At 73.2% G+C, this 23,473-nt stretch carries 20 protein-coding genes and 6 pseudogenes; 21 read left to right on the forward strand and 5 right to left on the reverse strand.

Going from position 1 to position 23,473, the window contains the following annotated elements:
- Positions 1 to 254 precede the first annotated feature (254 nt).
- Positions 255 to 2,183, forward strand: a complete 1,929-nt coding sequence (locus tag PYS65_RS33175; protein ID WP_279338155.1) for a DUF1996 domain-containing protein — start codon at positions 255 to 257, stop codon at positions 2,181 to 2,183.
- 111 nt (positions 2,184 to 2,294) lie between these two features.
- Here PYS65_RS33175 and PYS65_RS33180 read toward each other — a convergent pair.
- Positions 2,295 to 2,436 (reverse strand): annotated as a pseudogene (locus PYS65_RS33180) (MMPL family transporter); the annotation flags it as partial.
- A 325-nt stretch (positions 2,437 to 2,761) separates the two neighbouring features.
- Between PYS65_RS33180 and PYS65_RS33185 the strand changes: the two are divergent.
- From PYS65_RS33185 to PYS65_RS33220, 8 genes are read left to right on the forward strand one after another with little or no spacing between them, the layout of a single operon-like run.
- Positions 2,762 to 4,933: a SpoIIE family protein phosphatase gene (locus tag PYS65_RS33185; protein ID WP_279337667.1), complete on the forward strand. Its 2,172-nt coding sequence runs from the start codon at positions 2,762 to 2,764 to the stop codon at positions 4,931 to 4,933.
- 34 nt (positions 4,934 to 4,967) lie between these two features.
- Positions 4,968 to 5,576, forward strand: a complete 609-nt coding sequence (locus PYS65_RS33190; RefSeq protein WP_423836142.1) for an AMIN-like domain-containing (lipo)protein — start codon at positions 4,968 to 4,970, stop codon at positions 5,574 to 5,576.
- Between the two features lie 35 nt (positions 5,577 to 5,611).
- Positions 5,612 to 5,878: a hypothetical protein gene (locus PYS65_RS33195; RefSeq protein ID WP_279337669.1), complete on the forward strand. Its 267-nt coding sequence runs from the start codon at positions 5,612 to 5,614 to the stop codon at positions 5,876 to 5,878.
- 54 nt (positions 5,879 to 5,932) lie between these two features.
- The gene (locus PYS65_RS33200; RefSeq protein ID WP_279337670.1) at positions 5,933 to 6,850 is read left to right on the forward strand and encodes an oxygenase MpaB family protein; all 918 of its coding nucleotides are present in this window, start codon (positions 5,933 to 5,935) and stop codon (positions 6,848 to 6,850) included.
- A gap of 58 nt (positions 6,851 to 6,908) precedes the next feature.
- Positions 6,909 to 7,415 carry an SRPBCC family protein gene (locus tag PYS65_RS33205; protein ID WP_279337671.1) on the forward strand — a complete coding sequence of 169 codons (507 nt, stop codon included), beginning with the start codon at positions 6,909 to 6,911 and terminating at the stop codon, positions 7,413 to 7,415.
- On the forward strand, positions 7,408 to 9,057 hold the full coding sequence (locus tag PYS65_RS33210; protein WP_279337672.1) for a phytoene desaturase family protein: 1,650 nt from the start codon (positions 7,408 to 7,410) through the stop codon (positions 9,055 to 9,057). Before PYS65_RS33205 ends, PYS65_RS33210 begins: the two co-directional genes overlap by 8 nt.
- A 35-nt stretch (positions 9,058 to 9,092) precedes the next feature.
- Positions 9,093 to 9,611, forward strand: coding sequence for a hypothetical protein (locus tag PYS65_RS33215; protein WP_279337673.1), 519 nt, complete (start codon positions 9,093 to 9,095; stop codon positions 9,609 to 9,611).
- Positions 9,608 to 10,489, forward strand: a complete 882-nt coding sequence (locus PYS65_RS33220) for an SDR family oxidoreductase (RefSeq protein ID WP_279337675.1) — start codon at positions 9,608 to 9,610, stop codon at positions 10,487 to 10,489. Before PYS65_RS33215 ends, PYS65_RS33220 begins: the two co-directional genes overlap by 4 nt.
- Before the next feature lie 26 nt (positions 10,490 to 10,515).
- Here the strand turns inward: PYS65_RS33220 and PYS65_RS33225 are convergent, their stop codons facing one another.
- The 3 genes and pseudogenes from PYS65_RS33225 to PYS65_RS33235 all read right to left on the reverse strand — a co-directional run.
- A complete protein-coding gene (locus PYS65_RS33225; protein WP_279337676.1) occupies positions 10,516 to 11,223 on the reverse strand; it encodes an adenosylcobinamide amidohydrolase in 708 nt (235 codons plus the stop codon).
- Positions 11,224 to 11,375: 152 nt separating this feature from the next.
- Positions 11,376 to 11,525 carry a hypothetical protein gene (locus PYS65_RS33230; protein ID WP_279337677.1) on the reverse strand — a complete coding sequence of 50 codons (150 nt, stop codon included), beginning with the start codon at positions 11,523 to 11,525 and terminating at the stop codon, positions 11,376 to 11,378.
- Between the two features lie 89 nt (positions 11,526 to 11,614).
- A pseudogene (locus PYS65_RS33235) lies at positions 11,615 to 12,007 on the reverse strand (DUF6745 domain-containing protein); the annotation flags it as partial.
- Between PYS65_RS33235 and PYS65_RS33240 the strand changes: the two are divergent.
- From PYS65_RS33240 to pgm, 5 genes and pseudogenes are all read left to right on the forward strand, one after another.
- A pseudogene (locus tag PYS65_RS33240) lies at positions 12,008 to 12,148 on the forward strand (STM4013/SEN3800 family hydrolase); the annotation flags it as partial.
- A gap of 13 nt (positions 12,149 to 12,161) precedes the next feature.
- Positions 12,162 to 12,497 (forward strand): annotated as a pseudogene (locus PYS65_RS33245) (STM4012 family radical SAM protein); the annotation flags it as partial.
- Between the two features lie 10 nt (positions 12,498 to 12,507).
- Positions 12,508 to 13,046 (forward strand): annotated as a pseudogene (locus PYS65_RS33250) (hypothetical protein).
- Positions 13,043 to 13,471, forward strand: coding sequence for a hypothetical protein (locus tag PYS65_RS33255; protein ID WP_279337678.1), 429 nt, complete (start codon positions 13,043 to 13,045; stop codon positions 13,469 to 13,471). Before PYS65_RS33250 ends, PYS65_RS33255 begins: the two are co-directional and overlap by 4 nt.
- A 104-nt stretch (positions 13,472 to 13,575) precedes the next feature.
- The gene (pgm, locus tag PYS65_RS33260) at positions 13,576 to 15,216 is read left to right on the forward strand and encodes a phosphoglucomutase (alpha-D-glucose-1,6-bisphosphate-dependent) (RefSeq protein WP_279337679.1); all 1,641 of its coding nucleotides are present in this window, start codon (positions 13,576 to 13,578) and stop codon (positions 15,214 to 15,216) included.
- Positions 15,217 to 15,262: 46 nt separating this feature from the next.
- On the opposite strand, the gene PYS65_RS33265 is transcribed toward pgm, so the two are convergent.
- Positions 15,263 to 15,784, reverse strand: coding sequence for a hypothetical protein (locus tag PYS65_RS33265; RefSeq protein ID WP_279337680.1), 522 nt, complete (start codon positions 15,782 to 15,784; stop codon positions 15,263 to 15,265).
- 293 nt (positions 15,785 to 16,077) lie between these two features.
- Between PYS65_RS33265 and PYS65_RS33270 the strand changes: the two genes are divergently transcribed.
- The 7 genes and pseudogenes from PYS65_RS33270 to PYS65_RS33300 all read left to right on the forward strand — a co-directional run bounded on the left by PYS65_RS33270 (position 16,078) and on the right by PYS65_RS33300 (position 23,360).
- Positions 16,078 to 16,512, forward strand: a complete 435-nt coding sequence (locus PYS65_RS33270; protein ID WP_279337681.1) for a cupin domain-containing protein — start codon at positions 16,078 to 16,080, stop codon at positions 16,510 to 16,512.
- 72 nt (positions 16,513 to 16,584) lie between these two features.
- Positions 16,585 to 17,850 carry a glycosyltransferase family 4 protein gene (locus PYS65_RS33275; RefSeq protein WP_279337682.1) on the forward strand — a complete coding sequence of 422 codons (1,266 nt, stop codon included), beginning with the start codon at positions 16,585 to 16,587 and terminating at the stop codon, positions 17,848 to 17,850.
- A complete protein-coding gene (locus tag PYS65_RS33280) occupies positions 17,847 to 18,671 on the forward strand; it encodes a transferase (protein WP_279337683.1) in 825 nt (274 codons plus the stop codon). Before PYS65_RS33275 ends, PYS65_RS33280 begins: the two co-directional genes overlap by 4 nt.
- A 265-nt stretch (positions 18,672 to 18,936) precedes the next feature.
- Positions 18,937 to 19,173: pseudogene (locus PYS65_RS33285) on the forward strand (NAD(P)-dependent oxidoreductase); the annotation flags it as partial.
- Entirely contained in the window at positions 19,170 to 21,068 is a 1,899-nt protein-coding gene (locus tag PYS65_RS33290; protein ID WP_279337684.1) for a DUF2264 domain-containing protein, read from the forward strand. The pseudogene PYS65_RS33285 and the gene PYS65_RS33290, both read left to right, overlap by 4 nt.
- Before the next feature lie 202 nt (positions 21,069 to 21,270).
- Complete coding sequence (ctaD, locus tag PYS65_RS33295; RefSeq protein WP_279337685.1) at positions 21,271 to 22,992, forward strand: aa3-type cytochrome oxidase subunit I; 1,722 nt, start codon at positions 21,271 to 21,273, stop codon at positions 22,990 to 22,992.
- 26 nt (positions 22,993 to 23,018) lie between these two features.
- Entirely contained in the window at positions 23,019 to 23,360 is a 342-nt protein-coding gene (locus PYS65_RS33300) for a hypothetical protein (RefSeq protein ID WP_279337686.1), read from the forward strand.
- Positions 23,361 to 23,473 lie beyond the last annotated feature (113 nt).

Genomic DNA, 23,473 nt, shown 5'->3' on the forward strand with positions numbered 1-23,473 from the left:
CGAGTCGGGCGGGACCGTGGAGGCGCCCGGGCGCCCTGCGGTTCCCGGGAGGTTCCTGAGAATTCCCGAAGAAACCGTGAGGCGCTTGAACACACCGCGACGCGCCTACGTATGGGGCGTGGGAATCCCATGCCCACCCCCCGCGACAGAAGCGTAGGAGTACCGCCTTGGCACGCAACACACGCAGACGCCCACGAGGTCCACAGCGCGCGACCTTCGCCGCGGTCGCGCTGATCCTGGGCGGAGGGGGGTTGATGGCGGCCAATGTCTACGCTTCCGCGACGGAGGACGACTCCGTGGGCGGGGCCGGTCAGGCGCGCGTCCTCGGCGGCACCACCATCGACTGCCCCGACGTGGCGACCGAGCTGACCACGGTCCCCGAGAAGGCGCGGCCGGACGTCGACAAGGAACTGGCCGCGCTGGACGAGCAGATCGCCCAGGCCTACCAGCGCCTGGGGGAGTCCGCGCAGGCCATCCAGCAGGACCCCGGCGTCGCCGACGACAAGGTCATCGACCCGCTCGAGGAGGAACGCTCCGCGACCCTCGAACGCATCACGGCCGCCATGGAGAAGGAGGGCGACCGCCCCGAGGGCCTCGGTGGACTCGCCGACTGCTCCGTCCGCGACTCCGGAAACGCGTCCGCCCAGCCGGAAGACGGCCAGGACGGGAACGGCCAGGAGGGCGACCAGGGCGCAGGCGGCGCCGACGGCCAGGACCAGGGCGGCGGAAACGGCGGACAGGCGGGCAACGGGCCCGTCGCCGCGGACTTCGTGGACATCGAGAGCGTCCAGCCCAACGTGGTCAAGCCCGACCCGGCGGCGGACGCCTCGAAGGGCACCTTCGTCAGCAGCTGCGGTGTCAACGAGAACGGTCTGTTCAACTCGGACAACGTGATCGCGGCTCCCGGTGTCGCCAACGGCGCGCACCACTTCCACGACTACATCGGCAACCAGGCCACCAACGCCTTCTCCAGCGACGACCAGCTGGCGGCGGCCGACACCAGCTGTGAGGACCAGGGCGACAAGTCGTCGTACTACTGGCCCGTGCTGCGGCTGCAGAACGGCACCGAGGAGCAGGACGCCAACTCCCCCGGCGGCGGCATCGAGGGCAACGCCGGTGAGATCGTGACCCCCAAGGAGGTCACGCTGACGTTCGTGGGCAACCCGCAGGGCGAGGTCACGGCCATGCCGCGGCTGCTGCGCATCATCACCGGTGACGCCAAGTCGTTCGTCAACGGCCCCGCCAACGCCAACGCGTCCTGGAGCTGCACCGGTTTCGAGGACCGGCAGCTCGAGGACAAGTACCCGCTGTGCCCGCAGGGCAGTGACGTGGTGCGCACCTTCGACTTCCAGAGCTGCTGGGACGGCCGCAACACCGACAGCGCCAACCACCGTACGCACATGGCGTTCATGGACGCCCAGGGCAACTGCCCGTCCGGCTTCGCGCCCGTGCCGCAGCTGGTCCAGCGCATCGTCTACGACGTCGACGCGCCGAGCCTGAACGACGGCGGCGCGACGACCCCGCTGTTCGCCGTGGACTCCTTCCCGGAGCAGCTGCACAAGCCGGGCACCGACCACGGCGACTTCATCAACGTCTTCGACGAGGACCTGATGCAGGAGATGGTCGACTGCATCAACAGCGGCCGCACCTGCGGTGTCGGCGCCGGCGACGGCGGTGAGCAGCCGGGTGGGGGCCCGACGGAGGAGCCCACCGAGGCTCCCGGTGGGGGCGGCAACGGCGGCAACGGCGCCGAGCAGCCCGGTGACGGCGCCGCCCAGCCGGGCGACAAGGGCGGTAAGGGCGACAAGGGTGGCAAGGGAGACAAGCCCGGTGCCGGTGACGGCGGTCAGGAGAACCCCTCGGAGCCCCCGGCCGACGCCCCGGCCACCGAGGAGCCCGCGGGTGACGACGCCACCACCCCGCCCGGCGACAAGCAGCCCGAGGTCCGGGCCTCGGCCGCGCCCCAGGGCGGTCAGCAGGGCGACGGCGCCGGCCAGGAGACGCCGGGCGTCGGCACGGCGACCGACGACGGCGGCCGGCAGACCGCGGCGGCCGACGCCACCGAGCCGCAGACCGTGAGCGGCGGTCTGGCCGAGACGGGTGCCCAGCTCTGGCCGGCGGCCGCGGGCGCGGTCCTGGTCATCGCCGGCTTCGTGCTGCTGCGCCGCGTGCGCCGCACCTGACCCGGACGGCCCGCGCGGCGAGGCGCGGGTACGCACGACGGCGGCAGGCCCCGCGGGGCCTGCCGCCGTCGTGTCGCACGCCCGGCTGTCCGGGCCTTGGGGAAGGCGCCGGCGCACCACGGTGGCGTCGACGAGGACGCTGCCGGCGAGGCCCGGACCCCAGCATCCTGACCACGATGTTCTCGCTGATGACGAACGCCGCGAACACGCTCACCACGATCAGCGCGGCGCAGGTGATGACCCGCGCGGTGATCTACCAGGGCGTGTTCTCCTCCGCCCCGGCTCTCCGCCCCGTCCCGTGCCGAGGCCGAGCCGGTCCTGGCCTCGTCCCCATCACACGGGGAGGGGATCACCCCGGCTCTCGGACCGCGCGGGTGACCATGGCCGGCGACGGGCCCGGTGCCCGGGCGCGGTCACGCGTCGGACCCGGGCGGGGCGGGCCGCGAGGACATGCCCGCGGAGCGGGTCGGGCGTACTGTCCGAGGTGTGGAACGTGTACGTCCCTGAGGGAACAGCGGGCACCCGCGCACCTTCTCTGACGGGCGGGCAGCCTTCCTGCCACCGGAGCGGAGGCCGTGATGTCCGGGATGAGCGAGTCGTTCCTGGGCGCCGCCTCGCTGGACGACGCCCTGGGTGCGGGCCTGGCCGCCACGGTGCGGCGCACCGGAGCCTCGGCCGGCGCCCTCTACCTGCTGGACGCGGCGGACGGGGTACTGCGCCTGGGATGGCTGAGCGGGATCCCGGAGGATTTCAGCACCCCATGGCAACGGCTGTCCCCCATCTCACCGACGCCCGTCACCGACGCCGTCCGGGAGGACCGGCTGGTCTGGCTCGGCGGTCAGGACGAGATGGTGCGCAGATACCCCCGGATCGCCGCGGTCCTGCCGTACCCGTTCGCGATGGCCGCGATGCCCCTGACCGGGGCCCGCCGTTGCTGGGGCGCCATCGGCCTGATGTGGCCCGCCGACCACCCGCAGCACGTCACGGCCCGTGAACGGCACAACATCACGACCAGCGCGCGTCACCTCGCACGGCTCCTGGAGGACAGCTCCCGGCCGCCCACCCTCCACGACCGGCCGCGGATCGTCACCCCGGGCGCCGTGGCCGGCCCGGCGCAGACCGGGCTGGCCGCCTGCGACTATCTGGAGCGGCTGCCCGAGGGAGCGGTGTCCCTCGATCTGGAGGGCCGGATCACCTTCCTCACCACCGACGCCGCCCGCCTGCTCGGCCGCCGCACGGAACAGCTCCTCGGCACCAGGCCCTGGCAGTCCCTGCCCTGGCTGGACGACCCGGTCTACGAGGACCACTACCGCACGGCGGTGGTCAGCCGGGTACCCGTGACCTATGCCGCCTGCCGCCCCCCGGACCAGTGGCTGACCTTCGAACTCCACCCGGGCAGCAGCGGCATCAGCGTCCGTATCACCCCCCGGAAGGAGTACACCGCGGTCCTGCCGACGCCCGCGGACCTGCCGCGCCCCGAGCCGGCCCCCATGGGACGCCTGCACCAACTGGTCCATCTGGCCGCCGCGCTCACCGAGACGGTGACCGTGCAGGACCTCGTGGACCTGATCACCCACCAGATACTGCCCGCCTTCGGAGCCCAGGGCCTGATGCTCACCTCGGCCGAGGCAGGCCGGCTGCGGATCGTCGGCCACCACGGCTACCCCGGCGGCGTCGTGGAACGGCTCGACGCCCTGGACCTGGACACGGAACTCACCCCCGCGGGCGATGTCCTGGCCGCCGGCACGGCCGCCTTCTTCGGCAGCCAGGACGAGATCGCCGCCGGGTATCCCAGCACCGTCCACCTCAGCGACAAGACGGCCTGGGCCTTCCTCCCGCTGACCATCTCGGGACGACCGGTGGGCTGCTGCGTCCTGTCCTACGACCGGCCGCACACCTTCACCGCCGACGAACGGGCCGTCCTGACCTCCCTGGCCGGCCTGATAGCCCAGGCCCTCGACCGCGCCCGCCTCTACGACACCCAGCGCCACCTCGTCGCCGCCCTGCAGCGGACCCTGCTGCCACGCGCCCTGCCCACCGTGCCCGGCCTCGACGTCGCCGTCCGCTACCTGCCCGCCGGGCCCGGCCTCGACGTCGGCGGCGACTTCTACGACGTGCTGCCCCTCGACGACACCACCGTGGCCGCCGTCATCGGGGACGTGGAGGGCCACGGTGTCACCGCGGCGGCCCTCATGGGCCAGGTCCGTCTCGCCGTCCACGCGCACACCACGGCCGGCGCGGCACCGGACAAGGTCCTCCTCCGGACCAACCGGCTGCTCGCGGACCTGGACTCCGAACTGCTCGTCTCCTGCCTCTACGCCCATATCGACCTGGCACGCCACGAAGTGACCCTCACCAACGCCGGACACGTCCCGCCGCTGCTGCGCCGGGCCCCCGGACGGGCCGACGTGGTGCACCTCGAACCCGGACCGCTGCTCGGTGTCGGCACCGGCGGCCACTATCCGGTCACCACCGTCGGCTTTCCCCCGGGCTCCGTCCTCGCCCTCTACACCGACGGCCTGGTGGAGGCCCCCGGCACCGACGCCACCCACGCCACCGAGCGGCTCGCCGAACGTCTGGCGGCGGGCGCCGACCTGGACCTGCACCGGCTCGTCGACCACCTTCTGCGCACCACGGAGCGCACCGGCCAGTCCGCCGACGACATCACCGCACTCCTCCTGCGGCCCACGGAACAGGGAGAGGGCGTCCTCCCGGTGCAACCTTCGGCTCAACCAGGCCGTCTCACCTGATACCAGCAGAAGGCGACCCTTGGGGGCGTAAAAAATGAAAAGAAGAACAATGTGTGTGACTCTGGCACTCGTGGGCGGCACGCTGGGAACGGCGGCGGCCCCCGCCGCCGCCACACCCACCGCCTCCCCCCGGACCGTCTCCGTCCAGGCCGTGACGCCCCGGTCCGCGGCGTGCCCCACCGGCTGGGGCAGCCTGGCCAAAACCGCCCCCACGGCCACGACGACACCGGTCCGGGACGTCAGGACCGGACACCACACCTGCTACGACCGGATGGTCGTCGACCTGCCGGGAGCGGGCGGCAGCGGCATCGGGTACACGGTCCGGTACGTCGACCGGCTGTACCAGGACGGCTCCGGCCGGCCGGTCCCCGTCGCCGGCGGCGCCGTCCTGGAAGTGCGGGTGGCCGCTCCGCCGTACGACCCCGGGACCGGCCGGCCCACCTACCCCGCGCGCGCCGGACAACCTCTGCCGGGAGTGGACCTGACCGGGTACCGCACCTTCAGGGACGCGCGGTTCGCAGCCGGCTTCGAGGGCGACACCCAGATCGGGCTCGGGGTGCGTACCCGGTTGCCGTTCAGGGTGCTGCAGCTCCCGGACCGTCTCGTGATCGACGTCGCCCACAGCTGGACGGACGCGAGCTGAACGCGACTGTCAGTGGTGGATGCCACCCTGCCGGTATGGACGAGCTGGAGTTCATGCGCGGCAGGGTCTACGGAGCGGACCACGACGATCCGGGGCCGCGCGACGGGCGGTTGTACGCGGAGCTGGCGGGAGGGCCGCTGGACGGTCTCCTGCTGGACATCACGGACCGTTCCGAGAGGGACCTGAGAGGCGGCGTCGGGCTGCCCACCGAGATAGGCCGCTACGGCGCGGGCGGCCGCGCCCTGTACGTGCCCCGCGGCAGGGGCGGGCGTGTGTTCGACTGGAAGGGCGACGTTCCCTGAACACGCGGCCCGTGCCGGCTGGCCGGCACGGGCGCGAGGAGGCGGGAGTGAGCCATGGGACTCCTTTCGGACGGCGGCCGGGCGGTGCGCGGCCGGATCGGTGACGCGATCTTCTCCCGGGTGGCGGGACCGGACGGCCGGGACAACCGTGCCCGTATCCACGGCACGCCCGGCCCGCGCTGGTTCGGTCCCGAACGGCCCGTCAGACAGGTGCACGGGGATGCCTCGATGTTCATCGGCGGACTGTCGGCCCTGCTGCTCCAGTCGCTCCATCCGCTGGCCATGGCCGCCGTCGCCGGGCACTCCGGGTTCCGCGGGGACCCGTGGGGCCGCCTGCAGCGGACCAGCACCTTCCTCGCCATGACCACCTACGGCCCGGCCGACGGCGCCCAGCAGGCCGTCGACCGGGTACGGGCCGTGCACGAGACGGTACGCGGCACGACCGCCGACGGCCACGAGTACCACGCCGCCGATCCCCACCTGCTGTGCTGGGTGCACATCGCGGAGGCCGACATGTTCCTGCGCGCCCACCAGCGCTACGGCGCCCACCCGCTGGACGACGAGGGCTGCGACGGCTACGTGGCGGACATGGCGCGCATCGCCACCGCGCTCGGCGTGCCCGACCCGCCGAGGAGCCGAACCGAACTCGCCGACCGGCTGGCGGACTACCGCGGGGAACTGCGGTCGACCCCCGAGGCACGCGGCGCGGCGCGTTTCCTGCTGCTCAACCCGCCCGTACCGGCCCTCGCCCGGCTGCCCTACGGCGCCCTCGCCGCCGGCGCCGTGTCCCTGCTGCCGAACTGGGCGTCCCGCGCGCTGTGGCTGCCCCGGGCGGCACCCGCCGAAGGCGTGCTCGTCCGCCCGTTCGGCACCGCCGTCACCGCGGGCATCCGCTGGGCGCTGGCCCCGCCCGCCGGCCCGGGCGGACGGCGTGGCCGTCCGCCCGGGCCGGGGCAGGACGTCGCCGGTTGACCCGTCCGATCCGGGGCACTCAGAGCTGGCCGGTGCCGTTCGGACACGGGAGGCCGCAATGGCGGTTCGTCATCGTCTGATCAGTACGCGTCCGCAGACGGTCTGGGCCGTCCTCGCCGACGGCCGTCGCTACGCACAGTGGGTGGTGGGAACCTCGGATTCGGAGCCGGTCCGGGGCCACTGGCCCCGGCTCGGCGCGGCGATCCGCTACGAGGTGCGGCTGGGGCCCCTTCGCCTGTCCAACGAGACGGTCGTCCGACGCTGTGAGCAGGGTGAGGCCCTGGAACTCGAGGCCAACGCGGGCCCCCTCGGCACGGCGCGCATCGCCATCGAGCTGCGGCCGTGGGGAGACCAGTGCCTGGTGCTCGTGGACGAGCATCCACTGCGCGGAGTCGGCGGCCGCCTGCACAACGCGGCCGTGGAAGCCCTGATCCAGGTACGCCACCGCGCCATGCTCGCCCGGCTGGCGAAGCTCTGCGAGGCCGAGGCAGCCGAGGAGGAACGCCGCCGCCCCCTCGGTCAGGTCGTGTCGCCGAAGCCCGGCGGGGGAGGCGCTCGTGCCTGACGCCGTGGTGATCGGGGCCGGTCCCAACGGACTCGTGGCGGCGAACCTCCTGGCCGACGCGGGCTGGAGTGTGGACGTGCTGGAGGAGCAGCCGGAGCCCGGTGGCGCGGTACGGCACGACCGGGGCGTCGACCCGGACTTCGTCAGCGACCTCTGCAGTTCCTTCTATCCGCTCGCCGCCGCGTCCCCGGTGCTCGGCGGGCTCCGCCTGGAGGACCACGGGCTGCGCTGGAGCCACGCCCCGCACGTCCTGGCCCACCCGCTGAGCGACGGCAGGTGTGCGGTGCTCGACCGCCGGATCGATGTCACCGCCGACTCCCTGGAGGTCTTCGCGCCGGGCGACGGAGCCGCCTGGCGGCGGCTGCACGACGTGTGGCAGGACCTTCGCCCCGACCTCCTGAACGCCCTGTTCACCCCGTTCCCGCCGGTCCGCTCCGCCGCCCGGCTCGCCGTCCGGCTGCGCGGCGCGGGCGGCCTGCGGATGGCCCGCACCCTGGTACTGCCCGTCCGCCGTCTGGGGGAGGAGGAGTTCCGGGGCGAGGGCGGCGGACTGCTGCTGGCGGGCAACGCGCTCCACGCCGACCTGGCACCGGAGGCCGCGGGCAGCGGGGGCTTCGGCTGGCTGATGTCGATGCTCGGACAGACCTACGGCTTCCCCGTGCCGTCCGGCGGCTCCGGTGCCCTCACCGAGGCACTGTCCCGCCGGCTGGCCGCACGCGGTGGCCTGCTGCACTGCGGCCGGCGGGTCGACCGCATCGTCGTGCGCGAGGGCCGGGCGGTGGGGGTGCGCACCGCGGACGGCGAGACGATCGGCGCCGGGCGGGCCGTTCTCGCGGACGTGTCCGTACCGGCCCTGTACGGCGAACTCGTCGACGCCGTGCACCTTCCCGCCCAGCTGATGTCCGATCTGCGGTGCTTCCAGTGGGACTTCGCCACCTTCAAGGTGGACTGGGCACTCGACGGCCCGGTGCCCTGGCGGGCCGAGCAGGCCGCGGGCGCCGGCACCGTCCACCTCTCGGACGGCGTCGACGAACTGACCCGGTTCGCGGCCCAGCTCGCCATGGGCCAGGTCCCCGACCGCCCCTTCTGCCTGTTCGGGCAGATGACGACCTCCGACCCCACCCGCTCCCCCCGGGGCACCGAGTCCGCGTGGGCCTACACCCATGTGCCCCACGCCGCCGCCGGCGACGCGGGCGACGAGGGACTCACCGGTACCTGGGGCGCCGGGGAGCAGGAGGTCATGGCCGACCGCGTCGAGCGCCAGGTCGAACGGTTCGCACCCGGGTTCCGCTCCCGGATCCGGGCCCGGCGCGTGCTCGCTCCGCCGACGCTCCAGTCCCTCGACCGGAATCTGCACGGCGGCGCCATCAACGGCGGCACCGCGGCCATGCACCAGCAGCTCTTCTTCCGACCGATCCCCGGCGCCGGACGCCCGGAGACCCCCGTGAAGGGGCTGTATCTGGCGTCCGCGGGAGCACATCCGGGCGGCGGCGTCCACGGCGCACCGGGCGCCAACGCCGCCCGCGTGGCCCTGCGCCGGCACCTGACGCCGGGCCCGGCACGGGTGCAGCGCCTGCTGGCCCGCCGGGACCGCACCGGCCGCAGGCAACCCGGTCCGGGCGCCCGAGCCGACGGCGGATGACCGGCATACCGACGACCACAGGCGGAGGCCAGACGATGACCAGCCACGACAACGGTCCCGACCGCGCGCACCAGCGCCCCGAAGGCGTCAGCCACACCACCGTGGAAGCCCTGGGGTCACTGTCGAAGGCACTGGAGACCACCGAGCGCGCCCGGGGCCACCTCTACAGCTTCCACCAGCTCACCGGCACCGCCGACCTCGAGCTGGACCGGGCGGTCGAACTCCTCCGCGAGGCCGGGCACCCGGAATGGGCCGAGACGGTGCGCACACAGATCCTGGGCCGGAACGTGATTCCCGGCCACTGGACGTTCCAGATCGTCGAGGCCTACGACCACACGTACTACGAGCCGTTCAGAGAATTCGAACGCGCTGCCGTCGAGGAACTCGCCGAGGGACACGACCACCTCTACGAGGCGGAGATGAAGGAAGCCCGCCGTACCGCCGGTCACCCCGACCACACCGCCCGTCCCGGTACCACCCCGGGGCCCGGGGCACGGGCGGAGGAGCACAACCGCACGGACCGCGCCCGGGAGTCCCGGAAGGAAGGGCCATGAAAGCCAACCCGCTCCACGGCCGTACCGTCGTGGTGACCGGCGCCGCGCGGGGCGTCGGAGCGGCCCTGGCCCGCGACCTGTCCCGGCGGGGGGCCCGGCTCGCCCTGCTCGGCCACGAGAAGGCGGCGCTGACGGCGGTGGCGGCCGGCCTGCCCACGGCGACACTGGTCTGCGAGGTCGACATCACCGACGAGGCAGCCCTCGGCGACGCCGCCGCACTGGTGCGGACGCGCCTCGGCACACCCTCCGCCGTCGTGGCGAACGCGGGTGTCGCGGAAGGCGGCCCGTTCGCCACCTCGGACCCCGCCGACTGGCGCCGGGTCATCGACGTCAACCTGACGGGAAGTGCGGCGACCGCCCGCGCCTTCCTGCCCGACCTGCTGGCGACCCGGGGCTACTACCACCAGGTCGCCTCGCTCGCCTCGATCGGCGCCGCCCCCATGATGAGCGCCTACTGCGCCTCCAAGTCCGGGGTGGAGGCCTTCGCCCACGCGCTGCGGGCCGAAGTGGCGCACCACGGCGTGGCCGTGGGCATCGGATACCTGAACTGGACCGACACCGACATGATCCGCGATGCCGACCGGTACCCCGTGCTGCGGGAACTGCGCGCCCGGATGCCGCCGCCCGCCCGGCGCGTGTACCCGGTGGACCGGGTCGCCGCCCGGCTGGCGGCGGCGGTGGAGCAGCGCAGTACGGCCGTGTACGTGCCCCGCTGGCTGCGCCTGGCGCAGGCGGCACGTGCCGCGCTGCCGCCGGTGGTGCTGCGGGTCGCCCGCCGCGAGCTGGCCCGCCTGGAGGCCGAGGACCCGATGCGGCACACGGGTCTGCTGGGCGCCGGCGGGGAGGCCGACCGGACGGCCTCCCGGAAGAACGGGTGACTCCCGGAGCGGCCGTGACGCTGGCCTCAGGACGCGGGCGTGGCCTCCCGCACGGCGCGGTGCACGGCCCGCGCCAACCGGGCGCCCCACAGGGAGCGGGGCCCGGCGAAGGCCTGCGGCTGCTCGCCGGGGCGGGGGACGCGGGCGGCGACACACACCGCGTCGGTGGGGGTCCCGGAGCAGTCGTGACCCGCCTCCAGAAGGGCCTGCACCTTCGCCTCGGTGGCCGTGGCCACCGCGTTGACCAGGGCGGCGTCGCTGAGCGGCACCGGCACGGCGACGACGATGTTGATCGTGCCCGGAGCGACGGAGCCGTCTGTGCCCGCGGTGTCCGGGGTATCCGCCGTATCCGCCGCCGGAGCGGCGGCCCAGCCGCGTACCTCGATGCCCGACGTGACGACCGCCTCCGCGCCGCCGTCGTGCGCGTGGGCGTACGCCGAGACATCCGCGGCCGTCATCAGCCCCACCCCCGGACCGCGGGCGCCCGCCCCGGAGGCGAGGACGGCGAGGTGCCGGTCGGGGTCGGTACGCCGATAGCCGTGGGAGACCTGGGCGTTGAGGACCCAGGCACGCTCGCCGATGCCTCCGCCCAGTACCGCGCTGCTGATCATCCGCAGGCCCGGCCCCGGAACCCACAGCAGGGCGTGCAGCCGCTCGCCGTCCTCGACACGGGTCAGGCAGCGTGGGCGCAGCAGCCCGACGGGGGTGCGGGGCGGTGGGAGGACGGCGGTCACCGGGCGGAACTCCTTGCGGGATCGGGGTCGGCCGATCGTATGCCGGACCGGCCGGCCCGGCACGCACGGGCCCCGCCCGGCCCTCCACCGCCGCCCCTGCTCCCGCCGGCCGGGCGCCGCCGCGGGCGCGTGCCGACGGGCGGGGGACACGGTCAGTGGCGACGGCCGCGGAGCTTGCCCAGCAGGCGCTGTGCCTGTGCGCGGCGCCGGGGGTCGGCCGCGGCACGTCGTACCTGCTCGGTCGCGCGCTGCCCCTGAGGGCTCCTGGCGAACCGCCTGATGCGCTCCACGATGCCGGCCATGAGGGCTCCTTTCCACGGGCCTGCGCCCTTGCCGTCCTCGGCGTTCCTGTTCCCCTCGCCTACCCCCCGAAGGACGGGATCAGCCCTGCGGGCGCCCGGAGACAGTACGTGCGGCGGGTACCGTCGGACTCCGGAGTGGAGTTGACGACCTCCGCCATCACGACCGCCTCGTCGCCGACGAGTTCGACACGCCAGAGCACGCCCGTCCCGTCCCGGTGCACGGGCTCGGCCCCGGAGTCGGCCAGACAGCGGTCGTAGCCGTAGCACTCGAGCATCACCCGGCGCAGTTCGGCGTTCTCCTCGGCCCGGATCCGCTCCGGCGTGAGGGCGCGCGGTTCCTCCAGGACGGCACGCGGCACCGGCATGCCGCGCCAGGAGCACAGGGCGAAGCCGTCGGGGAACTCCGGCGCCGGGCCGTCGCCGTGGTCCAGCCGGTCCGCCTCGTCACGGTGCAGGGCGACCGGACGCTCGCACACCACCGCGCCCAGGTGGCCCGCCCGGAAGAAGCCGTACGGGAACTGCCCGACGAACAGCGTCTGTTCCCCTTCGTCGACGTGGCCGCCCTGCACCGGTCCAACTGGTCCCACCTGCCCGGCGCGACCCGGGAGGACGGCGACACCCGCCGACGCACGCCGCGACTACGTCTCCCGCCCGGCCGCCGACCTGGCCCGCGCCGAGTACGGCAGGCGCATCGACGCCGACGAGGTCCGCCGACGCCGCCTCGTCCAGTCACTGCTCCAGGCGGACGGCCTGCCCACCGCCGACTACCGGGCCCGGTTCGGCACCACGCCCCAGGACGACTTCGGCACCGAACTGTCCCGGCCCGCCGACCGCGGCCGGCTGACGGACGGCGATTCCCACACCCCGGTGCTGCGCCTGACCCCGGAAGGGCCGGCCCACTCCGACGCCATCGGCCCGGAGCCGTTCTCCCCGGCCGTACGGGCCGCCATGGCCGCCTGCGAACGGAAGTGAGACCCCGCCCATGGACCTGACCGCGCTCTGCCGGGGCCCGCTCGCCTCGTGCGACTACGACTGCCGTACTGCCCCTTCGCCAAGCGCCGCGACAGCCGGGAGCAACTGCGTGCCGACCGCGCCGCCCTGGAGCGGTTCACCCCCTGGGGAGAGGGCCTGGTCCGCTCCTGGTGCCGGCGCGCCCTGACGAAACTCTCCCACCGGCCGCACATCCGCCGGATCGCCGCCAAGTGCCACGAACCGGCCCGCCTCGGCGTCCGGTTCAGCGTCGGCATCGTCGGCCTGCCCGAGCACCTGGAACCCGCCCGGCGGCTGCGCGCCGAGCTCGGCAACCTCTACGACGGCACCCACCGGCAGGCACTGGGCCCCCGGACCTGCCCCCTCACCAGCTGCGACTGCCACATCGGCTACGTCCGTCTGGAGACACTGCCGCTCTACGACGTGTTCGCGGGCGGTGTCCTGGAACGCATCGCGGCCTCGCCCGCGCGGACCGGTCCGCGCGATCGGGCGGGTTTGCCGCGGGACTCAGCGGCAAGTCGGTTTCCATGAGTGAACAGAACAAGAGCCCGAATCAGAAGACCACTTCCACCCGGACCGCCGCGTCCAAGGCCCGGAACGCCACGGAGAAGGCGACCGCCCCCGCCGGGCGGGCGGCCTCCGACACCGCCGGCAAGGCCGGTGACGCGGCGTCAGCGGCCAGGTCGGGCGCGGAGCGCGCGGCCGAAGCGGCGAACGGCGCCGTGCAGAGCGCGGCCAGGGGAGTCGAGGCGGGCCGCAAGGCGGTCGTCGCCACCTCGGGTCAGGTCGCCGCCACCGCGGTGACCGCCTGGACGGTCCTGTCGAACCGCAAGCTCGTCGCCGCCGGTGTCGGCGCCGGCCTGACCGTACTGAGCGCCGCGTCCTACGCGGTGGGCCGCCGTGCGGAACGCCACACCCAGGGGCCTTTCACCCGGATGACCGGCGGACGCGTCTGACCCGGAGCGGTGCCGGGGCGGGCGGTTCCACTCGCGCGGTGCGGCCCCGAAGGGGAAGGATGTGTCCGCAAGCGCACAAACAACCCCTGCCAAGGAGTGGGCACATGCAGCACGAGAGAGCGGGCGGCCCGGCCGGCCCCGAGGATCTCGTCGACGTCGCTCGGCTGGTCACGGCGTACTACGCCGTGCATCCGGACCCGGAGGAGGCCGGGCAGCGCGTCGCGTTCGGGACGTCCGGGCACCGCGGCTCGTCCCTGGCGGGCGCGTTCAACGAGGACCACATCGCCGCGACCAGCCAGGCCATCTGCGAGTACCGCGCGGGGCAGGGCACCGACGGCCCGCTCTTCCTGGGCGCCGACACCCACGCGCTCTCCGAGCCGGCCAGGGTCACCGCCCTGGAGGTGTTCGCGGCCAACGGCGTCACCGTGCTCATCGACAGCGCCGACGGATACACGCCCACCCCCGCGGTCTCGCACGCGATCCTCACCCACAACCGGGGCCGCACCGCGGGCCTCGCCGACGGCGTCGTCGTCACCCCGTCCCACAACCCGCCGGCCGACGGCGGTTTCAAGTACAACCCGCCCAGCGGCGGCCCCGCCGGCTCCGAGGCGACCACCTGGATCCAGGACCTGGCGAACACCCTGATCCGCGGCGGCCTGAAGGACGTCCGGCGCATCCCCCACGCCCGTGCCCTGGCCGCCCCCGGCACCGGCCGCCACGACTTCCTGGGGACGTACGTCGCCGATCTGCCCAGCGCGCTCGACCTGGACGCGATCCGGGCGGCCGGCGTCCGGATCGGCGCCGACCCGCTGGGCGGGGCGTCCGTCGCCTACTGGGGCCGCATCGCCGAACAGCACGGCCTGGACCTCACCGTGGTCAACCCGCTCACCGATCCCACCTGGCGGTTCATGACCCTGGACTGGGACGGCAGGATCCGCATGGACTGCTCCTCGCCGTACGCCATGGCCTCCCTCATCGCGCAGCGGGACCGCTTCGACATCGCCACCGGCAACGACGCGGACGCCGACCGGCACGGCATCGTCACCCCGGACTCCGGTCTGATGAACCCCAACCACTACCTCGCCACCGCCATCCACTACCTCTACGCACACCGTGAGCAGTGGCCGTCCGGGGCGGGTGTGGGCAAGACGCTGGTGTCGTCCGCGATGATCGACCGCGTCGCCGCCGACCTGAAGCGCGAACTGGTCGAGGTGCCCGTCGGCTTCAAGTGGTTCGTCGACGGGCTGGCGGACGGCACCCTCGGTTTCGGCGGGGAGGAGTCCGCCGGCGCCTCCTTCCTGCGCCGCGACGGTTCGGTGTGGACCACCGACAAGGACGGCATCCTCCTCGCGCTGCTCGCCTCCGAGATCACGGCGGTCACCGGAAAGACCCCCTCCGAGCACTACGCCGCTCTCACCGCGCGCTTCGGCGAGCCCGCCTACGAGCGGATCGACGCCCCGGCGACCAGGGAGGAGAAGGCCCGCCTGGCGAAGCTCTCCCCGGCACAGGTCACCGCCGACACCCTCGCCGGGGAGACGGTCACCGCGGTGCTCACCGAAGCCCCCGGCAACGGCGCGTCCATCGGCGGCATCAAGGTGACCACGGACAGCGCCTGGTTCGCGGCCCGCCCTTCGGGCACCGAGGACGTGTACAAGATCTACGCCGAGTCCTTCCAGGGCCCCGACCACCTCCGCCGGGTGCAGGAGGAGGCCAAGGCGGTGGTCCTGTCGGCACTGGGCGGCTGAGCGGTCCCGCGCGGCCGGTCCCTCGGCACGAGGGGCCGGCCACGCGTCAGCCCGTCCGGAGCTCCGACGCGGTCGGGGCGGGAGAGGCGAGTCCGGCCGGCGGCGACGTCGCCGTGGGCAGCTCCGCGGGGATGTCCTCCGACTGCTGCAGCACGGTTTCGCCGGGCTCCTGGCGCGCTGTGCCGGCCCCGGTGGACAGCAGGGACCAGGCGCCCACGGCCACCGCGATCGCGGCGGCCGTGCCGATCACCCGGCCGACCCGGCGCACTCTGGCCCTGCCGTCCAGATTCCGCCACGACGGCCCCTCCCACGGGTCCTCCGGGTACCACAGGTCACCGACGAAGGCCGTGGTGTCGTCCCCCTGTCCCTCGGTGCCGCGGCGGGCGGCGCGCGCCGGCTGCGGCCGCCACCCCGCCGCCCGCTGCGACGCGGAGGGTTCGACGGGGGCGGAGGCGCGGATGGCCCGCTCGTTGTCCGTGAGGAACCGCTGCCAGACCTCGTCCGGCGGGGACGGAGTGCCGTCCCCGCCCTTCGGCGTCTCGCCGTTCTCCGGTCGCTGCGCGGTCACGTCCGTTCGTTCCTCTCCGGTGCGGGAGCCCGCCGACGACACCACAGCCGACTCGCACCAGGACCCCGGCAGGATCATTGCACAGTGCGAAATCCGAGGACCAGGTACCCGACGGCCGACGCTTTCGCACGGCCCCTCCTCCGGGCGGGCGAACACATCCGCTCGAGCAACCCGGCACACCGGGCCCTGGAGGCACTGCGCGAGAACCGGCTCGCCGCACTGCCCCTGCCGCGTCAAATATGCATGTTAGGTTCCTATTTGAGAGGCCCCCGAGGACAGGACGGTGACACCCGATGACGGCAGACGGCGACGACGCCACCGAACACGACGGCGACCTCCCGCTGCCGCGGACGCTGTGCGACACCGCGGCGCTGGCGGCGCTCGAGGACGCGCCGGCCGGCGCCCTGTGGCGGCTCGCGGAGCCGGGACGGCAGCTCGACGCCAATGTCGTACGCATCCCGCCCGGCCGGCGGGTCGACACCCACCGCGAGCCCGACCTCGACGTCCTCCTGCTGGTCCTGGCGGGTGAGGGCTCGCTGACCGCGCCCGACGGCACGCAGCCCCTGCGCGCGGGCACCCTGATCTGGCTGCCGCACGGCTCCACGCGGAGCCTCGCCGCCGACGACGAGGGGCTGACCTATCTGACCGTGCACCGGCGCCGCCCCGGCCTGCGGATCGCCCCACCGGGCGCCACGGGTCCTTCGGACGGCCCTCCCCGGCAGCGGTGACGAGGTGAAACCGACACCAACAAAGTAATAACAGCAGACAACTTCTGAGCACTTCAGGCTGTCTAGTCCGCCATGAAGATCTCTTTCCTGATCCACAACGCCTACGGGATCGGAGGCACGATCACCACCACGTTCAACCTCGCGGCGGCACTGACCGGGCGTCACGACGTGGAAATAGTCTCCGTGTTACGGCACCGGGAGCACCCCCACCTCACCCCGCACCCCGGAGTGAGGCTGCGGGCCCTGGTGGATCTCAGGCGGGAACGGGACGATCCCCGGCACCGCAGACCGGCGAAGGTGTTCCCCTCGGCCGAGTACCGCTACCACCAGTACAGCGAGTTGACCGACCAGCGGATCGCCGAGTGCCTGGAGGACATCGACGCCGACGTGATCGTCGGGACCCGGCCGGGACTCAATGTGCACCTCGCGCTCCAGGCCCCGCAGCAGGTCGTACGCGTCGGTCAGGAACACCTCACCCTCGACAACCACCCGCCGAGACTGCGCACCGCCCTGCGCCGCGCCTACCGGCGGCTCGACGTGCTCACCACCGTCACGGAGGCGGACGCCGACGCCTACCGGCGCAAGATGCGGCTGCCCGGGGTACGGGTGGAGGCCCTCCCGAACAGCGTTCCCGACCCTGAACTGCCCCCCGCGGACGGCACCGCCAAGCTGGTGATCGCGGCCGGCCGGCTGGTCCCCGTGAAGCGGTACGACCTGATCATCGAGGCGTTCGCCCGGGTCGCGGCCGAGTACCCGGACTGGCAGCTGCGCATCTACGGAAAGGGCGAGGAACAGGCCGGGCTGCGGCGCCTGATCGAGTCGCTCGGCCTGTGGAACAACGTTTTCCTCATGGGCGCGGCGACCCCCATGGAGGCGGAGTGGGTCAAGGGTTCGATCGGCGTGGCCGCGTCGAACTTCGAGCCGTTCGGCATGACGATCGTCGAGGCGATGCGGTGCGGACTGCCCGTCGTCAGCACCGACTGCCCCTACGGGCCCGGTGAGATCATCAAGGACGGAGTCGACGGCAGACTGGTGCCGGTCGGGGACGCCACCGCCCTCGGCGCGGCCCTGCTGGACCTCGTCCGCGACGACGAACTGCGCCGCCGCATGGGCAGGGCGGCCCTCGACAACGCCCGCCGTTACGCACCCGGCCCCGTGGTGGCGCAGGCGGAACGCCTGGTCCGGGACGCCGTGGCGGCCCGAAGCGCCGGACAGCGCCTCGCCCCGGAGACCGGCCGCACACACCGTGCCCTGACCGGCCGGGGCCACGCCGCCGCCGACCTCGCCCGTGCCGCCGCGTCCGACGCGCTGCGCACCCTCCGGAAGGGACGCCCATGAGCACCCAGCAGGCCACGGACGGCCCGCGCGCCCACTGCACCGTCGACACCGACGGCCGGATCACCTTCCGTCTCCGGCTCCGGTCGTCCGGCCGCCCCCGACTGGAGTTGGTGCCACGGCCGAAGAAGAACCGGCCGGAGCAGCCGGCGCACCTCCTCGACCTCGAACCCCACGGTGACGACGGAGAGGTCCGGGCGGTACTCGCACCGCGACCGGAACTCCCGGAGGGCCGCTGGGACGCGTACCTGCTGAGGGAGCCGGAGGCCGGACGGGAACGGCTGCGCCCCGGCCTGCGGGACCTGCGCGCGCTCGTCGACGGAACGTTCCGGGTGGGACCGTCCCCGGTGGCGGTCCGGGTGCCCTATGCCACGAAGGCCGGCTTCCTCACGGTCCGGACCTGGCTGCGTACCGCCCACGCGGAGGCCGGCCGGCTCGACCTCACCGACGGTGCGATGACGGTCCGGGCCCGCCTGTACGGCGCCGAACTCACCGACGGGGCCGAGGTGCTGCTCCGGCTACGGGGCGACAGGACCACCGTGCGCGGCTACCGGCCGCGGGCCGAGGGCGACGCGTTCGACTTCTCCGTGCCCTTCGCGGAACTGGCGGCCGCAGCGGCCGGCAACCAGGTCTGGGACGCCTTCCTGAGGCCCGCCGCCGACGCCCCGCTGGTCCGGATCAGCCGGCTCCTCGACGACATGGCCGACCGCAAGGCGGTGTGCGCGTACCCGCGGTCCGCGGCCGGCGGAGCCGTCCTGCGCCCCTACTACACCGTCGACAACGACCTCTCCGTCGAGGTGACCGCGACGGACCGACCGCGGTGACCGAGCGATCGTCATGACGGCCGTTCGGCACCCCCTGCGGCGGGCGCCGAACGGCCTTCGGCGGAGCGGGCGCCCGGAGTGCGGGCGGCCCCGATGAACGTGTGACCGTTTTGCCTCCCCGGACCGCTCTCTTGACCGTTTGTCGGTCGGGCGTCGACGATTCCCGTGTCCCGAACGGTTGTGTCCCCGACACGCAGGAGCCGCAGGAGGCGCCATGACCGGGCATCCGCCGGCCCCGCCTCCCGGCCCCTCGCCGCGCCTTCGCGCTGCACCGGCCGGCCGCATCCGTGCCGTGCTCGACGCCACCGACCCCGAAGTCCTGCCGCCCGACCACCCCTTGTGGCACTGCGAGCATGTCCTGCTCACCCCCCACCTCGCCGGTTCCCAGGGCAACGAGCCGCGCCGCCTGGCCGATCTCGCACTCGTGGAGATCGTGCGCCGGGCCGCCGGCGACGGCTTCCTCCACCCGGTATGCCGCGAAAGGATGACCTTCCTCGCATGAGCATCCCCTTCGAACTGCCCCCGGAGGACCGCGACCTGAGCCCGCACACCGGCTATACCCGCGCCCACTGGGAGGCCGCCGCGGACGGGCTCCTCACCGCGGCCTGGCGCTGGAGCACCCCCGGCCACGCCCTGCTGGACCTGCCGGGGCGCCCCTCCCGCTCGGGCGTGCGCTCCGACGGCCTCGAGGGGTACGCGAGGACGTTCCTCGCCGCCGCCTTCCGGGTGGCCGGCGCCGACGGGGACGACCCCCACGGCCTGCTGGAGCGCTACGCGAGCGGACTCGCCGCCGGCACCCGTACCCCGGGCCGCGAGGACACCGAGTCCTGGCCGCTGATCCTCGACTTCACGGTGCAGGGCCAGCCCATGGTCGAGTCGGCGTCGATCGCCCTCGGCCTGCGCCTGACCGCCCCCTGGCTGTGGAAGAACCTCGACCCCGGGGTGCAGGACCGCGCAGAGCAATGGCTGCGGGGCGCGCTGCGGCACACCCCCGCGCCGAACAACTGGTACCTCTTCCCGTACACCGTCGCCGGGTTCCTGGAGTCCGTCGGCCGGGGCGACGACGAGACGGCCGCCGCCCGGCAGCGCGCCGTGGAGCTCCTCGAGAGCTGGTACCAGGGCGACGGCTGGTACACCGACGGGGACCTGCGGGCCTTCGACCACTACAACGGCTGGGCCCTGCACCTCTACCCGGTCCTCGACGCCCGTCTCTCCGGCGACGCGGACGCCCTGGCCCACTACGGTTCCCGGCTGCGTTCCCATCTGGATGGCTTCGCCCTCATGTTCGGCGCGGACGGAGCGCCGATGCACTACGGACGGTCGCTGACCTACCGTTTCGCCGCCGTCTCCGCCGTCGCGCTGGGCGCGCTGACCGGCCACAGCCCGCTGACGCCGGGGGCTTCGCGCCGTGTCGCCGCCGGCAGTCTGCGCCACTTCCTGGACCGGGGCGCGCTGACCGGCGACGGACTGCTGAGCCTCGGCTGGCACGGCCCGCACGACGCCGTACTGCAGACCTACTCGGGTCCGGCGTCCCCCTACTGGGCGTCGAAGGCGTTCGTCGCGCTGCTCGCCCCCGCCGGCCACGCCTTCTGGAGGGACCGTGAGGAGCCCGCGCCGGTGGAGGAGCGCGACCGCGTGCTCGCCCTGCCCGCGCCCGGACTGCTCGTCCAGGCGACCCGGGCCGACGGAGTCGTCCGGCTGCACAATCACGGCAGCCACCATGTGCGCCCGCACCAGGCGGAGTCGGCGGCCGAGGACGACCCGCACTACGGGCGCCAGGCCTACTCGACCCGCACCGGCCCGACCGCGACCGGGAACATCGCCGACAACCACCTGTCCGTGGTGGTCGGCGGCCGTCCCGGTGTCCGCCGCCGCGTCCACCCGCTGGGCACCGGGCACGGCGAGGGGTGGGGCTGGGCGGCCTCCTGGCACCGGCCGGTGTTCGCCGACGGTCCGCCGATGGTGCCGGGCCTGCGGGTGGAGAGCGTCACGGTGGCCCACGGCCACCACGAGCTGCGGGTGCACCGGGTGGTGGGGGCACCGGCGGACTCCCGTGTCACCCACACCGGCTGGGCCACCGGCCCCGACGAGCCGCTGGTCTCCTTCCTGCACGGCCTGTACGGCTGGGACGATCCCGCCCCGGTCCTGGTCCGCGCTCCCCGGGGCACGGCCTTCACCCGCTGGGCGCGGGTACCACGGCTGACCGGTCGGGCCGGCGGCACGACCGTCCACGTCAGCCTGGCGAGCCTGACCGCCGTGCCGGACCCCGGGCCCTTGTCGGAGGCGGTCCAGGAGATCCGGGTGGACGGGGCGGCGGTCGAGGCCGGGTGGGCCGACGGCGGAGCCCGTACCCGCGTCACGTTCGACCCGGTGGAGGTCGGCCACCCGCGGCAGTGAAGACCACTGCGCCGAACGGCCCCGTCACCTGGCGGTCCGTCCCGGATCCCTGGAGAGTCGTCCCGACCGGTGTGTGGACCGCCGGCCGGCCGGCACATCCCGCGACGCGCCGGGCCGAGCACGGGTCTTACAACTATGGCCGCGATTGCGGAATCCTGCCGGAGGGATTCTGAGCCCATGAGCAAGGAGCGGAACAGTGGCGGTGCACAGTACGTCGGACTCACTCGATTCGGACACTTACGAGGACGAACTGCCGGTCCGGCGGAGGCGCCCCGGAAAAGTCGTCGTCTCATGGCTGACCACGACTGATCACAAGACCATCGGCACGCTCTATCTCACGACATCATTCGTATTCTTTATTCTCGGTGGCATCCTGGCACTGGTCATCCGCGCGGAGCTCGCCCGGCCCGGTCTGCAGATCGTGTCGAACGAGCAGTACAACCAGGCGTTCACGATGCACGGCACGCTCATGCTGCTGATGTTCGCGACGCCGCTGTTCATCGGCTTCGCGAACTGGATCATGCCGCTGCAGATCGGCGCGCCCGATGTGGCGTTCCCGCGGCTGAACATGCTGGCCTACTGGCTCTTCCTGTTCGGCTCGCTGATCGCGGTCAGCGGTTTCCTCACTCCGGACGGACCCGCCAGCTTCGGCTGGACCGGCTACAGCCCGCTGTCGAACGCGATCCGCTCGCCGGGCCTCGGCTCCGACCTGTGGATCATGGGCCTGAGCTTCCAGGGCTTCGGCACCATCCTGGGCTCGGTCAACTTCATCACCACGATCATCTGCATGCGCGCCCCGGGCATGACGATGTTCCGCATGCCGATCTTCACCTGGAACGTGCTGCTGACCGCCCTCCTGGTCCTGCTCGCCTTCCCGGTGCTGGCCGCCGCGCTCCTGACACTCGAGTACGACCGGAAGTTCGGCGGAATGGTCTTCGAGGCGGCCAACGGCGGGGCGGTGCTGTGGCAGCACCTGTTCTGGTTCTTCGGCCACCCCGAGGTGTACATCATCGCGCTGCCGTTCTTCGGCATCGTGAGTGAGATCATCCCGGTCTTCTCCCGCAAGCCGATCTTCGGCTATCTGGGTCTGGTCGGCGCGACCATCGCCATCGCGGGTCTGTCGGTGACGGTGTGGGCGCACCACATGTTCGCCACCGGTGCGGTGCTGCTGCCGTTCTTCTCCTTCATGAGTTTCCTGATCGCCATTCCCACCGGGGTGAAGTTCTTCAACTGGACCGGCACCATGTGGAAGGGGTCGCTGAGCTTCGAGACGCCGATGCTCTGGTCCGTCGGCTTCCTGGTCACGTTCCTGTTCGGCGGTCTGACCGGTGTCATCCTGGCCTCGCCGCCGCTGGACTTCCACGTCACCGACTCGTACTTCGTGGTGGCGCACTTCCACTACGTGGTGTTCGGCACCGTCGTCTTCGCGATGTTCGCCGGCTTCCACTTCTGGTGGCCGAAGTTCACCGGCAAGATGCTCGACGAACGGCTCGGCAAGATCACCTTCTGGACGCTGTTCGCCGGCTTCCACGGCACCTTCCTGGTCCAGCACTGGCTGGGCGCCGAGGGCATGCCGCGCCGCTACGTGGACTACCTGGCGGCCGACGGCTTCACCGCGCTGAACACGGTCTCCACGATCGCCTCGTTCCTGCTCGGCATGTCCATGTTGCCGTTCTTCTACAACATCTGGAAGACGGCCAAGTACGGCGAGAAGATCGAGGTCGACGACCCGTGGGGCTACGGCCGCTCCCTGGAGTGGGCCACCTCGTGCCCGCCGCCGCGGCACAACTTCCTCACCCTGCCCCGGATCCGCTCCGAATCCCCGGCCTTCGACCTGCACCACCCGGCGGTCGCCGCGTACGACCGGGAGGTCAACCGTCCGGAGACCTCCGCCATCCAGCCTCCCGGGGACGTGCGGGAGTGATCTCACAGCCCAGTGTGGAGGAGCATGTGAACCCCATCCAGGACAGTGCTCGAGGCCTCAACCAACTCGAGGGGTACCTGCTGTGGGCGGCCGAGGTCGAGGACGCCCGGCGGCAGGCCGGCCGATTCACCGAGCAACTGCCGTGGCTGACATCCGCACAGCGCGAGGACGTGGAGCACCTCTACACCGCCGAGCGGATCGCGGCCTCCCGCGCCTCACTCACCCGGATCTGCGACCGTGCGGCCGAGCTCCGGGGCGAGTACGAAGACCGCTACCGACAGCTGCGGGTGCGCTGCGTGGCCGCGGCGGTGGTGGGCGTGGCCAGTGGCGTGGGCGCGGCGATCGTCGCGATCCTCACCGGGTCATGACCGACCGCAGCGGTGCAGACGGGGGACGTTGCCCGGACTCGCGCGGGGTGCGAGGCGTTTTGACGAAGTCGAAGTCAGGCTGACCCCCATGGCTTCATCGATCCCCATGGCTT

The organism is Streptomyces cathayae (genome assembly GCF_029760955.1).
Lineage (GTDB): Bacteria > Actinomycetota > Actinomycetes > Streptomycetales > Streptomycetaceae > Streptomyces > Streptomyces cathayae.

Bases quoted from the DNA above. Each gene is read 5' to 3' on its own strand.
- PYS65_RS33290 (WP_279337684.1), top strand. From the start codon at position 19,170: ATGAGCATCCCCTTCGAACTGCCCCCGGAGGACCGCGACCTGAGCCCG.
- PYS65_RS33215 (WP_279337673.1), top strand. From the start codon at position 9,093: ATGACCAGCCACGACAACGGTCCCGACCGCGCGCACCAGCGCCCCGAA.
- PYS65_RS33220 (WP_279337675.1), top strand. From the start codon at position 9,608: ATGAAAGCCAACCCGCTCCACGGCCGTACCGTCGTGGTGACCGGCGCC.
- PYS65_RS33255 (WP_279337678.1), top strand. From the start codon at position 13,043: ATGAGTGAACAGAACAAGAGCCCGAATCAGAAGACCACTTCCACCCGG.
- PYS65_RS33200 (WP_279337670.1), top strand. From the start codon at position 5,933: ATGGGACTCCTTTCGGACGGCGGCCGGGCGGTGCGCGGCCGGATCGGT.
- PYS65_RS33175 (WP_279338155.1), top strand. From the start codon at position 255: ATGGCGGCCAATGTCTACGCTTCCGCGACGGAGGACGACTCCGTGGGC.
- PYS65_RS33280 (WP_279337683.1), top strand. From the start codon at position 17,847: ATGAGCACCCAGCAGGCCACGGACGGCCCGCGCGCCCACTGCACCGTC.
- PYS65_RS33275 (WP_279337682.1), top strand. From the start codon at position 16,585: ATGAAGATCTCTTTCCTGATCCACAACGCCTACGGGATCGGAGGCACG.
- PYS65_RS33270 (WP_279337681.1), top strand. From the start codon at position 16,078: ATGACGGCAGACGGCGACGACGCCACCGAACACGACGGCGACCTCCCG.
- pgm (WP_279337679.1), top strand. From the start codon at position 13,576: ATGCAGCACGAGAGAGCGGGCGGCCCGGCCGGCCCCGAGGATCTCGTC.
- PYS65_RS33190 (WP_423836142.1), top strand. From the start codon at position 4,968: ATGAAAAGAAGAACAATGTGTGTGACTCTGGCACTCGTGGGCGGCACG.
- PYS65_RS33230 (WP_279337677.1), bottom strand. From the start codon at position 11,525: ATGGCCGGCATCGTGGAGCGCATCAGGCGGTTCGCCAGGAGCCCTCAG.
- PYS65_RS33195 (WP_279337669.1), top strand. From the start codon at position 5,612: ATGGACGAGCTGGAGTTCATGCGCGGCAGGGTCTACGGAGCGGACCAC.
- PYS65_RS33205 (WP_279337671.1), top strand. From the start codon at position 6,909: ATGGCGGTTCGTCATCGTCTGATCAGTACGCGTCCGCAGACGGTCTGG.
- PYS65_RS33185 (WP_279337667.1), top strand. From the start codon at position 2,762: ATGTCCGGGATGAGCGAGTCGTTCCTGGGCGCCGCCTCGCTGGACGAC.